Source organism: Porphyromonas sp. COT-239 OH1446 (assembly GCF_000768875.1).
GTDB lineage: Bacteria > Bacteroidota > Bacteroidia > Bacteroidales > Porphyromonadaceae > Porphyromonas.
In genome coordinates this window covers 1-12,114 of sequence record NZ_JRAO01000010.1, presented here as the reverse complement: position 1 = coordinate 12,114, position 12,114 = coordinate 1, and the positions used below count along the sequence as shown (strand labels likewise).

Genomic DNA, 12,114 nt, shown 5'->3' with positions numbered 1-12,114 from the left:
TAGCCCTGTGCAAGAGCTTATGACAAGCCATGCACAGGGCTAAGTTCTTATTCTGATGTAGAACGGATAGGGTTAGATGAAAACCTTGAGCTTGAAGGGCTTGCTCTCCTGCCAAAAGCGATTGATTGCCGTTACGAGGAAGGTGTACTGCGTTCGCCCATCCACCCGAGGCAGCTTGTAGTATGGATTGGTCGTGATGGCCACAAGACCATTGGGACGACGATAGTCAACCTTCTCCCCATCGGCAAAGGCATAGATGGCATAGTAGAAGGGCGTCGAGGGATCATCTGGTAGGTGTAGATCCTCCCACATGAGCATGTGTCCGTCCTCATTGCTATCCTCCCAAACCTTGTGTATGGGCTCAGGGGCTTGGGCTCGTCCTGTAGGGTCTTTGTATTCGGGTAGTAGAGCTTTCGTCCGATAATAGCTGCGCTTGAGGTTTTCGCTGATGCCAAGATGGTTGCGCAGGAGCTCATCTCCAGGCCACCAAATATTACCTCGGGCAAGGGTTCGGCTGAGGATGAGCTTCTTGTCTAGTTGCTCAGCGGTCATCGTACGCCTGATATCTTGGCCGATATATAGCTGGGTCTTGTCTGCGACCTGCTGGCTCCACCACTGTGTCAGCACCTCATAGTCCGCTACCTTCGTCCCGATGTTCCAATAGACCTGTGGGGCGATGTAGTCTACCCATCCCTCTCGAACCCAGTGCAGGACATCCGCATGCAGGTCATCATAGGCCTGTAGACCTGCTGTGGCACTCCCTCCACGATCATTGCTCCGGTTGCGATAGATCCCGAAGGGGCTGATCCCGAGGCGAACCCAGGGCTTAGTCTGCAGGAGCGTGCGTTTGATGTCGTGGATGAGCAGGTTGATGTTGTTACGTCTCCATTTATCCTTAGCATCAGCCGTATAGCCTACCGAGATGCCATAACGCTTGAAGGTCTCATCATCCCCAAACTCTTCTCCCGATACAGGGTAGGGGTAGAAGTAGTCGTCCAGGTGTAGGGCGTCCACATCATATCGCTGTATGAGGTCTTTGACGACTGAGCATATGTGCTTGCGTCCCTGTGGCCTACCTGGGTCAAGGATGAGTTGGTTGTTGTAGCGAACGAACCACTCGGGATGCTTACGAGCTAAGTGTTCGGGGGCTAGCTTGATGTTTACATCGCTTGAGCCTCGATAGGGATTGATCCAGGCATGTACCTCCATCCCCTTGAGGTGGCACTCCTCGATGACAAAAGCTAGAGGATCCCATCCGGGGTCTTGCGAGATACCCTCTCGGCCAACGAGGAAGCGACTCCAAGGCTCGTAGCTGCTCTGATACCAGGCATCCCCCTCAGCCCTTACCTGGAAGAGAACAGCATTGCACCCAATATTGTGCAGTAGAGCAATACGTTTCCTCAGGAGTGCCTTAGCCTCGTTGCGAGAAAGAGGGGCATAGTCCTTTCGGTAGATAGTCGGTAGCCAAGCACCCCGAAATTCTCGTTTGATGGGCTTCATAGATCCATAGCCCTTTTCCTTAGAGGTACGCTTGTTTGAGCAGGACGAGAGGGAGAAGAGGAGCACAAGCCCTACCAGCAATGTGATTTGTCCTAGATACTTCATTGCTGTGTCGGATTTAGTGAGCGAGGAGGTAAATGAAGAGTGCTGCTGGCAGGGCAAAGAGGAAGCTATCGATGCGGTCAAGCACCCCTCCGTGCCCTGGGATGATGCGGCCCGAGTCCTTCACGCCTGCATTACGCTTGAGCATGGACTCGAAGAGATCGCCCCAGGTCGATGCTACGCTGATGACAGCCCCTAGGATCCCGTAGACTACAGGAGAAGCCGACTCAGGGGTGAGCTTAATCCCCAGGATGATGGCAGAGGCAATGGAGAAGGCCAGTCCCCCAAAGAAACCCTCCCAGCTCTTCTTAGGCGAAACGGAAGGGAAAAGCGGACGCTTGCCCAGTGTAGACCCGACGATGAATGCACCAGTATCATTGACCCAAATACAAACGAAGACGAGCAGGAGTAGCAGCGGAGTCCCATCTACGTTGAGCCATAGGTGGCTTAGGTTGGCACAAACGAACGGGAGGGCAATGTAGACCTGACCCAAGACGATGCGAGCAAGGCTATTCGGAGCCTCTGCCCGATCGGAGTAGATTGAACGCACAAAGCTATATATCAAGTAGAAGAAGTAGGGGGCAAGCAGACGTAGATCGCTCGCAGGACCCTCGATGAGCATGAAGCTGACAACGAACAGGTAGACGGCAGCACCTGCATCTAGGAGGGTGCGCAGGGGGCGTGTGCGCTGACTGCCCGAGAGTACGTTGTACTCATAGACAGCGATAAAGGATAGCAGGGAAAACAGAACCAAATACAAGACCTTGTTCTCGAGAAACAAAGCTGCTAGAATGGCCACGACATAGAGGCTACCGAAGACGGCCCGTTTGATGAGGTTGTTCATAGATGGAGAGTGGTTATGTTATTGAAATACTTCTACACTAGATATACATTAAAGAAGCCTTTGTCTGAGGGTATTGTGCCTCTGACAAAGGCTCTTGGAGAGAGACTAGTTGCTCAGACCATTGAGGGCGTCCCCATGGCTCTCGGACGGAGTAGAGCCCGAGGGCCCTGAAGCCTCCTGCTCGCTGTTTGAGGTGGATGCCTCCTGAGCCTCCACCTTAGCTTCGACCATGGCTTTCTTGGCATTCATAATCTCTTCGCTACGGCTCGTCCACGGACGCTTGCCGAAGATCGCCTCTACATCCTCTGTATAGATTACCTCACGCTCGAGCAGAAGGTCTGACAAGGCCTTGTGCCCAGAGGCTTGCTCAAGGAGGATTTGCTTAGCTCGCTCGTATTGCTGGCGAATCATTTCCTTGACTTCGCTGTCTATGAGCTCTGCCGTACGCTCGCTGTAGGGCTTGGCAATGCCGTAGCCTTGGTTCTCGAGCTCGTAGTAGTTGACGTTGGGCAAGTTTTCACTCATGCCATAGTAGGCCACCATGGCATAGGCCAGCTTAGTGATCCGCTCTAGGTCATTGGCCGCTCCCGTAGATATTCGCCCGAGGAATACCTCCTCGGCTGCACGGCCTGCCAGTGTGGCGCACATTTGATCGAGTAGGGCCTGTGTGGTTGTAATCTGACGCTCCTCGGGCAGATACCAAGCGGCACCGAGGGCTTTGCCTCGAGGTACGATCGTAACCTTAACCAGGGGGTTGGCATACTCCAAGAACCAGCTCACTGTCGCATGGCCAGCCTCGTGGATGGCGATGCTACGACGCTCCTCTTGGGTTGTGATCTTATTCTTCTTCTCCAGTCCCCCGATAACTCTATCGACGGCGTTCATGAAGTCGTCCTTGCTGACGAACTCCTTGCCAGCACGGGCCGCGATGAGGGCAGCCTCGTTGCAGATGTTGGCAATATCTGCCCCTGAGAAGCCTGGAGTCTGTCGGGCTAGGAGCTCGATGTCGAGGCTATTGTCTGTCTTAATTGAGCGCAGGTGTACCATGAAGATCTCCTTGCGGTCATTGACATCTGGCAGGTCTACATAGATCTGACGGTCGAAGCGTCCTGCTCGAGTCAGAGCGGCGTCGAGGATGTCTACTCGGTTCGTTGCCGCCATGACAATGATCCCGCTATTAGAGCCGAAGCCATCCATCTCGGTAAGAAGCTGATTGAGGGTGTTTTCTCGTTCGTCGTTGCCACCGAGGTTATTGTTTTTGCCTCGGGCACGTCCTACGGCGTCGATCTCGTCGATGAAGATGATGCAGGGGGCTTTCTCCTTAGCCTTTTGGAATAGGTCTCTCACTCGAGAGGCTCCCACACCGACAAACATCTCGACGAAGTCAGAGCCCGAGAGAGAGAAGAAGGGCACATGAGCCTCTCCCGCCACGGCCTTAGCCAGCAGAGTCTTCCCAGTGCCTGGAGGACCAACTAGAAGAGCTCCCTTGGGGATTTTCCCCCCAAGCTGGGTGTACTTGTCAGGGTTTTTGAGGAAGTGGACGATCTCCTCGACCTCCTCCTTCGCTTCGTGCAGACCTGCCACGTCGGCGAAGGTAACGCTCATTGTGGACTTGTCATGCAGCTGAGCCTTCGATTTGCCGATGGAGAAGATCCCTCCGCCCGATGCACCACCCGATCCGCCATTCATGCGTCGCATCATCCAAAACCAAAGCACTACCATCAGCACTACAGGCCCGAAGGCAAAGAGGATGCTTAGCAGGTTGAATGCCTCCTCCTCATACACGACACGGCTCTGTAGCCCTTCCTTTTCGTAGAACTCATCGAAGCGGTCTACGGAGGGGATTTGGGTTGTGATACGCTCGATGCGTAGCCTATTCTCCTTCGCCCCTGGAAGTCCCTTTGAGGGGAAGATACTTTCGGCCTTGTTGGGGTCTATGGTTGCAGTGAGTTGCTTCTCTTTGCGGTCTACCTTGATCTCTGTGAATGCGTCTTGCTTGGCTATACGCTGAAATTCGTTCCAGCTTATTTCCTTCCCGACGCCTCCATCTCCCTCCCATAGGAAGAGCATTCCTAGGGAAAGAAGGATCATCCCGTAGATCCACATCTCGTTGATCCTGGGTCTGCGTCCGCCTTGATTATCGCCTTTGTTTGTAGCCATTGACTGATGTTTCGTTCTTTAGTCTTAATATTCAATATACGTCTGCGCTCGGCTGTCTCTCGTCTTGGGATGACCGATTGCTTCCTACTCTCCCTAACAAAGACCATGCCATTAGGGTTTCGGTCTCCGTAGAATGCCTCAAGGAACAAAGATAGTCATAATCTTATGCCCAGCTGCCTATGGCCAGCTGTTTCCATTCCTCTTGGCTCTCTCTAGGCAGCTCATGTGTTACCATGATGATGGTATCCTGGTCGTGCATGACCTCCCCGAGGGTCTTCTCTAGCTGTGCTCTGTGCTGCTTGTCGAGGAAGCTCATGGGTTCGTCTAGGATCAAGAGCTCTGGGCGGGCAACTAGTGCCCTGGCCAGTAGGATACGCTGTAGCTGTCCTCCGCTCAATCGGCCAATGGGTGTATGTCGATACTCGAGCATGGAGACCTCGGTGAGTAGCTGCTCGACACGTTCGCTGCGCTCCTGTCTTGAGAGCTGTCCCCCTAGGGGGAGGCCTGAGTCTACGACCTCGTATGCGGATATGGGGAAGGCTCGATCTATCTGGTTGATCTGAGGTAGGTAACCGATGCTTGGAGGGTTGGGGCAGGGCTGGCTGAGGTGATCAAAGAAGCGAAGCTCTCCTGATAGGGGTGGCAGCAGGGAGAGGACTGTCTTGATGAGTGTAGTCTTGCCCGCTCCATTAGGCCCGACGATAGCCCACCGATCTCCTCTATTGACCTGCCAACAAACGTCTTCGAGTACGATCTGTCCCTCATAGCCCAGGGTACAGTGATCGAGGCTTAGCAGTAAACTCATGATGTGGTGTTGTAGATGCCCTGATGATGGGGCGTTTAGCCCTGTGTTAGAGCTCGGACTATAGCTCTGAGCTCGCTACGCCAATCTTCACTGAGGGGGTTGATCACAACCTCCCTAGCCCCGAGCTCACTGGCTATGCTGCGAGTGAGGTGGGGGCTGAACTCTTGCTGTATGAAAACAACCTGGACTCCAGTCTCTCGAGCTCGAGCGATGAGCCTCCTAAGTTGCTGTGGATTTGGGTCTTTCCCCTCCTGCTCGATGACAAGCTGCTCGAGGCCAAACTCCTCCGCAAAGTCTGTTAGCGAGGGATGGTAGATCACGAAGCTGCGTGTCGAGAGCTTTGTGAGGCTCTCTCGCACCTCTTGTTCTAGAGCATCGATCTCCTTCGAGAGGTAGTTGTATCGCTCGGAGAAGTAGGCCCTATGAGCTGTATCTAGCCGACAAATAGCCTCGTAGGCCTGTCGGCTCATATGGCGTATCCCTCGTATCCCAGTCCAATAATGAGGATCGTGGTCGCTGTGCTCATGATCATGGCCTGCCGAGCATTGATGTCGCACCTCCTCGAGGCCTACGCTGAGGTCTACGAGTTGTAGGTTGGGGTGTAGCTGGCGGATCATGCGTAGCCAATTACGCTCGAAGCCAAGGTCCCCAACATAGAGATAGGCGTGGCTCTGTGATAGGGTCTGCACATCCAGCGGTGTAGGTTCGTAGGTCTCGGGAGGATTGCCCTGGGGAAGTAATACCGTAACCTCTGCTAGCGTATCTGTTAGACTTCGGATAATGCTTGCTGTGGGGGAGATGGTCGTAGCAATTCGCAGACGACCATTGTACTCAGATTGCCCTCGAGAGGTGCAGCCTAGAGTGAGCAGGAGGATAAGCAGGAGCGGCAGGCTGCCTCGCTTGCTCCGAGATAGAATAGACTGAATAGACATGATGAATGAGCACAAAGTTAGCCATATGGAGGTAGACGACAAAGTTTATCCTCTGTGGCATGGGGTTAGTAAAAAAGGTGCTGCATCGAGTTTGTCGATACCGCACCTTCACCTAAACACTTATGGTGACTCCGACAGGATTCAAACCTGTAACCTTCTGATCCGTAGTCAGATGCTCTATTCAGTTGAGCTACGGAGCCAATCCCTTTCCGTTTTCGACTGCAAAGGTAATGCTTATTTTGTTCCTGGCAAATTATATCTGTGAAAAAGTTCCCTCTTTCTCTCAAACTTGCTCATGGTCAGAGGAGAACGATTTCTCTAGCCATTCACGCAGTCTTACCTCTACCGCCTCTGTAGAGCTAGCGAGAGCCATAGGAAGCCTTCTAGGAGAGCTCAAGAGTGATTCCCTCTAGACCTCTTTGCAAGCCTGTAAGCTCCTCAACAGAGACTTAAGTAGGAGCTCAGGTGAAGTCCTACTTGAGTCTCTGTTGCGATCCTACTTATGCCTCGATGGAGATATAAGTAGGACTTCACTCGAGGCCCTACTTGCACTTCAACGACGATCCTATTAGGGGCTCAACAAGGTCTCTATCGAGGGGGCAACTGCGAGGAGGGTGGGGTGGGGAAGAAGTACTCTATGCTGGGGCGGATCTCATGAACATCTATATCCACTGGGTAGCAAGCCCTCTGTGCATCCAGCCGCTCGATCATCCGAGTGAGCAGATAGTGTAGCTCTTGGAGCGATCTTGACGCTTCTTAGGGGTGGAGATTGGGTGTAGAGGACGCAGTCAGGACGCTCAGGGTGCTCGGAGTTGTAGTAGATGAGCTTCCACTCCCCCTCCCGATAGACAGTGAAGTGGCTCCTCTGATGGCTGTGAATGAAGTGCATGAGCATACCTCCTCCGATAGGAGATGCCCGAGGCTCTGTTCGTCCCTTGAGAGGGGCTTCTGCCCCCGAATATCCCTGGGGTAGTGAGGGTAGGGAAGAGATCCATGATGATGGTGAGCTGACTGCGAATAGGCCCTCGCCCAATGGGTAATCTGTGTTGATGGATATTTCTGCCACAGATATTTTACCTGCGAGCGGGGAGTAATTGCTATATTTGCTCCGCTATGGATCGAAAGTCTCCCACACCCATCTATCGAGTATGCCTTGTCGGCTTCGGCTACCGAGGACGTTATCTGCTTCAGCTGCTCCAGCAGCTCCCCTCGGTGCAGGTCGTAGGCATTGCTGACCCACAGGCTACTGAGAGCCCTGGGGACGAGATCTCGCTCTATAATCGAGGGGATCAAGACTATCGCCGCATGATCGAGCACGAGCGTCCTGACCTCGTTGTCATCGCCTCTCCCTGGCAGTGCCATACCGAGCAAGCCCTCTACTGTGCTAAGGCGGGCATACATATTGCCCTCGAGATCCGAGGAGGGACGTCCTGGGAGGATTACACCCCCCTCCTCGAGGTTGCCGAGGTCGCTGGGGTGCGGATCTATCCTCTAGAGAATACCGTCTTCATGCGTGAGGTCATGGCCATCGGGCAGATGATCGAGCAAGGTGTTTTTGGAGAGATCCTTTACCTTAGAGGTGGTTATCGGCACGATCTACGTCATCTGCTCGTCTCTCCATCGGGGGAGCTAGGGGGCGAGGGGGCGGAGGCTGCTTGGCGTGTGCGCTATTACCTAGAGCAGGAGGCTGACCTCTATCCGACGCATGGCTTTGCTCCGCTGGCCCTTTGGGCTCGTCTGAGACGAGAGGAGGAGATCAAGAGGCTCGAGGCCTTGGCCTCTTCCTCTAGAGGCTTGGCCGCTTATCTCGATCGCTACGCTATCGAGGGCCAAAGGCCGAGCATCTTGACCCCCGACATTGTTACGACACAGATCGAGACCGATAGAGGCATCCTCATTAGCCTCATTCACGACACAACGCTCCCACGTCCCAAGAGCCTCGACTACGAGGTGCAGGGTACGAAAGGCATTTGGAATGCCGATCGGAGGGCCTTGTACCTCGAGGGCATGAGCCCCGAGGGGGCTTGGCAGACGGATGAGCCCTATCTGCAGCATTACCTTCATCCTCTTTGGAGGGCTTGGGGTGAGGAGGCTCTTCGCATAGACCAGCACCACCAGGGAATGGATTATATGATGCTGCGCACTCTACTTGAGGATCTCGCCCATCCAGGGCTCTATCCGACGGATCTCAACGATCTAGCCCTTTGGAGCTCCATTACCCCTCGCTCTGCAGCTTCGCTGGCTCGGGGCAAGCTTCGCAATTGAAGACATTCATCATCATACTTTATTATAAGCAATGAAATTTATCGAACACATGCAGGCTCGCTACACCACTAAGGAGTACGCAGCTGGCTACAAGCTCTCTGAGGAGCAGATAGACGAACTTAGAGAGATCCTTCGCCTCTCTCCCTCGTCAATCAATTCACAGCCTTGGCTCTTTGCCATTACCGGAGACCAAGCAGTCAAGGAACAACTGGCCGAGGTGGCCCTCTTCAATGCCGACCGAGTACGAGACTGTAGCCATGTCATCCTGTTGAGTGTATATGCCGATGTGGCGAGCTTCGAGCAGGAGCGTCTCTCTCTCTTGCCTGAGCGGACACAGCGGTTCTATCGGGAGGTCATGAAACCTCAGGGTGAGGCTAAGGTCGAGGCTTGGCTGGAGCGTCAGGTTTATGTTGCCCTAGGGGTGCTGCTCAGTGCTTGTGCCACGATGGGTATCGACTCGACACCCATGGAGGGCATCGATGCAGCAGGCTTCACCCGAGTGCTCGGGCAGGAGCGGTATCGAGTTCTGGTAGCTGTGGCCCTGGGCAAGCGTCATCCAGAGGACTTTAATCGTCCTGAGCTTGTCGTTAAGAGCCGCCGTACAGACTCAGTCATCAATCTATAGGAGAAGGCCCACCGCTCCCATAGCAAAGCCCCCTCGAGCAGCATGCTCGAGGGGGCTTTGTCATGAGGAATACTGCCCTGTGGCTTAGTGTGTACCCTTGGGGAAGAGGTCGTCCCACCAAGTGGGGTCATCCTGTAGATACTTGGCGAAGAAGGCCATGATGGCAGAGGTCCACTCGTACTTCTTCGTTGGGTCAATGATCCAGTGATCCTCGCCATACACCCCGACGAACTCTACCGGCTTGCCCAGGATGCGCAGGGCGTTAAACATCTGCCAGCTCTCACCCGCGGGTACGTTGGTGTCCGAGAGACCATGTATGAGCATCAGAGGCGTATTGATCTTATCTGCGAGGAAGAGGGGGCTCTGCTCGGTGTAGAGCTTGGGGTTGTTCCATGGATAGCTATTCTTACTAGCCACGGTGCTGTAGCCCACACCCCAGTAGCCCTCGCCCCAGTAGGAGGAGATGGCCGAGATCCCTGCATGACTGACAGCGGCGGCGAAGAGGTCTGTTTGGGTCTGTAGGTATTGGGTCATGAAGCCTCCGTAGCTTGCCCCCATACAGCCGATGCGCTTGTCATTGACGAAGGGGTGTGCCTGGCAGAAGTCCTTCACTGCACCGATGATCTCGTCTGCGGTCCGCTTACCCCAAGCGTTGATGTGTCGAGCAGCAAACTCCTGACCATAGCCTGTCGAGCCACTGGGGTTGAGGGTGTAGACAACGTAGCCTTGGGCGGCATACATGGCCAGCGAATAAGAGCCCTCTAGCATACGCCCTACAGGGGCTGTACCGCCGTAGTAGTAGACGAGCATTGGATATTTCTTATTGGGGTCGAAGTTCGCAGGCAGGTAATAGCGTCCCTGAATTTTAGTACCATCAGGAGCAGTCCAGTCCCAGTCTTTCATGGTCCCGAGCTCTACACCTTTGAGCTTCTCGGCCGAGAGGTCATAGAGGAGGTATTCACGTCCTTTCTTGGTCTCAACGCTATAGAGACGGTCGGAGTTGAGTGCACTCTGCCCCGTGTAGTAGAGCATTGAGCCATCGCCCGAGAGGGTAAAGCCCTTGGCGTAGTCCTCGCTCTGTGAGAGGCGAGTAATACGTCCCGAGGCCAGGTCGAGGCGATAGACAGCCTTACGATCTCCATCCTCTGCGAGGAAGTAGGCTTCGAATCGGGTAGATGATACGCTCAAAGAGCCGATTGTAGGATTGAAGTCCTTGGTGAGGGGGCGAGCCTCCTTGCTCTTACGGTTGTAGAGGAAGAGCTGCGTGTCATAGGTATTGATATCTGCCCCATCGGGGAGTACGCAGCCCACACGGTCAAAGGCATCTGCCGATCCTGAGACGAGCAGATACTCGGGGCGGGTGGTATAGCTCACCTGAGAGATCCCCCTCGTATCGGCAAAGAGCGTATCCACCTGCTGCGTCTTCAGGTCAAGCTCGTAGAAGTCTGTGCGACTAAAGGGCAGCTGTGTGGGCGTAGGGGTAGAGACCGAGTAAATGAGGCGATCTACTCCCTGAGCGAGCGATTGTAGGTGGGTGGAGCGAGCTCCGAAGGTCAGGGTTTGATAAGCTCCGCTCTTGAGGTCAAAGGTGGCCAAGAAGTTGCGGCTGCGGAAGCCTCTCATACGCTCATCGGCTGAGGTGAAGCGATCTAGCGTCTTCTTGTACTGAGGCCCCTGCTCCGAGGGGAAGTAGATGAGCGTCTGCTCGTCGGGGGCTAGGGTGTAGGTGCCGTCGGGGATGTTGTGCCCTAGAATCTCCCGCTCCATAGTCTTGGGGTCGAAGGAGTACAGGGTGCGTCCCTCAGAAGTCCATTGGTCGAAGTAGAGTTTGTCCTGGCGAGGCATCCACTGAGCATGGGCAGGTGCACCCGAGATCTCACCGACACGACGGCCAGAGTGATAGAGGATGGTTTTGCTCGTAGGCTTCATGTTTGCATGTTCGCTGATGTGCAGGATGGCATACTTGCCCGAGGGGGAGCTATTCACTCTAGAGAGCGTTGTGCCGTAGAGGATGAGCGACTGATCGGGGTAGCGACGAGGGGCTGCAGAGAGGAGAATGTCTGCGCCTGCCTTGCTGGGAGTGAAGCCTACCCGTAGGTCGATCTGCTTCTTCTGATCGGGCTGGGCGGCTCGGAGGATCTTGATCGTGAGCTTGTGCAGCGAGGGGGTGAGCGTAACGGGAGACCAAGCCACTGGGATGCTGTCTGCAATGCCGGCAGCAGCTCTACCGCCCCCTACACGACGCCCGTCTAGATATAGCTCCCAGGTGGCCGTACATTCGACACTCAGACGCCCCTTCGAGTAAGTCCCTGAGTGTAGATAGAGGTTGTAGTAGTGTGCTTCACTCATCTTGGCATCGGTAAGCGAATCGACCGAGGTGGTGAAGATATTGCCTTCGCCTGGGCTTAGGGTGCTGAAGCTCTTCTCCTCGGGCAGAATGAGGCGTCCCGAGGAGGCTGCTTGGGGATTGTAACGAGCATTGTTGATATTAACGCTGTCCACCATGAGGGGTTGATGTAGGCGTACAGGGCCGTAATAGAGGATCGAGCCTACCACTTGCTGTGGACGTTCTGGAGCGGTTTTGGCTGCTACAGGAGTACTCTTGGTCGAGTCTGCGGCGGCCTTTGTCTGAGCTTGTATTGATCCCAAGCTGGAGACTAGGAGAGCCCCACTGAGGATCAAAGATGAATAACGCATAGGTTACTGATAATGATTAGGGTAATGTGATGAATGAAAAACGGAACAAAGATAGCCGTATTTGCCCACATTCTTACCACGCTCTATCAGCTTTGAAGAGCAACCGCATCAAAATAGGGCTATCTTTGGTGTATGGATGTACGCGATTATTTTTCGATGGTAATAGACCCTCGCGTTGTGGGTC

General features: G+C 54.3%; 9 protein-coding genes and 1 tRNA gene. 2 read left to right on the top strand and 8 right to left on the bottom strand.

The window, feature by feature from the left end; genetic code table 11:
- Nucleotides 1–72 precede the first annotated feature (72 nt).
- From HQ37_RS01810 to HQ37_RS08315, 7 genes are all read right to left on the bottom strand, one after another.
- The gene (locus tag HQ37_RS01810) at nucleotides 73–1,605 is read right to left on the bottom strand and encodes a glycoside hydrolase family 10 protein (protein ID WP_036879587.1); all 1,533 of its coding nucleotides are present in this window, start codon (nucleotides 1,603–1,605) and stop codon (nucleotides 73–75) included.
- A gap of 13 nt (nucleotides 1,606–1,618) precedes the next feature.
- Nucleotides 1,619–2,446, bottom strand: coding sequence for a phosphatidate cytidylyltransferase (locus HQ37_RS01805; RefSeq protein ID WP_036879585.1), 828 nt, complete (start codon nucleotides 2,444–2,446; stop codon nucleotides 1,619–1,621).
- Between the two features lie 105 nt (nucleotides 2,447–2,551).
- Nucleotides 2,552–4,606 carry an ATP-dependent zinc metalloprotease FtsH gene (gene ftsH / locus HQ37_RS01800; protein ID WP_052080688.1) on the bottom strand — a complete coding sequence of 685 codons (2,055 nt, stop codon included), beginning with the start codon at nucleotides 4,604–4,606 and terminating at the stop codon, nucleotides 2,552–2,554.
- Nucleotides 4,607–4,769: 163 nt separating this feature from the next.
- The gene (locus HQ37_RS01795; protein ID WP_036879582.1) at nucleotides 4,770–5,411 is read right to left on the bottom strand and encodes a metal ABC transporter ATP-binding protein; all 642 of its coding nucleotides are present in this window, start codon (nucleotides 5,409–5,411) and stop codon (nucleotides 4,770–4,772) included.
- A 35-nt stretch (nucleotides 5,412–5,446) separates the two neighbouring features.
- On the bottom strand, nucleotides 5,447–6,343 hold the full coding sequence (locus tag HQ37_RS01790; protein WP_036879580.1) for a metal ABC transporter solute-binding protein, Zn/Mn family: 897 nt from the start codon (nucleotides 6,341–6,343) through the stop codon (nucleotides 5,447–5,449).
- 123 nt (nucleotides 6,344–6,466) lie between these two features.
- Nucleotides 6,467–6,543: transfer RNA gene (locus HQ37_RS01785), tRNA-Arg, on the bottom strand.
- Nucleotides 6,544–6,995: 452 nt separating this feature from the next.
- On the bottom strand, nucleotides 6,996–7,409 hold the full coding sequence (locus tag HQ37_RS08315) for a hypothetical protein (protein WP_152566764.1): 414 nt from the start codon (nucleotides 7,407–7,409) through the stop codon (nucleotides 6,996–6,998).
- Nucleotides 7,410–7,456: 47 nt separating this feature from the next.
- On the opposite strand from HQ37_RS08315, the gene HQ37_RS01780 reads away from it, so the two are divergent.
- Nucleotides 7,457–8,608, top strand: coding sequence for a Gfo/Idh/MocA family protein (locus HQ37_RS01780; protein WP_052080687.1), 1,152 nt, complete (start codon nucleotides 7,457–7,459; stop codon nucleotides 8,606–8,608).
- Between the two features lie 31 nt (nucleotides 8,609–8,639).
- On the top strand, nucleotides 8,640–9,233 hold the full coding sequence (locus HQ37_RS01775) for a nitroreductase family protein (RefSeq protein WP_036879578.1): 594 nt from the start codon (nucleotides 8,640–8,642) through the stop codon (nucleotides 9,231–9,233).
- An 84-nt stretch (nucleotides 9,234–9,317) separates the two neighbouring features.
- Here the strand turns inward: HQ37_RS01775 and HQ37_RS01770 are convergent, their stop codons facing one another.
- Nucleotides 9,318–11,930: a prolyl oligopeptidase family serine peptidase gene (locus tag HQ37_RS01770; RefSeq protein ID WP_036879576.1), complete on the bottom strand. Its 2,613-nt coding sequence runs from the start codon at nucleotides 11,928–11,930 to the stop codon at nucleotides 9,318–9,320.
- Nucleotides 11,931–12,114: the final 184 nt, after the last annotated feature.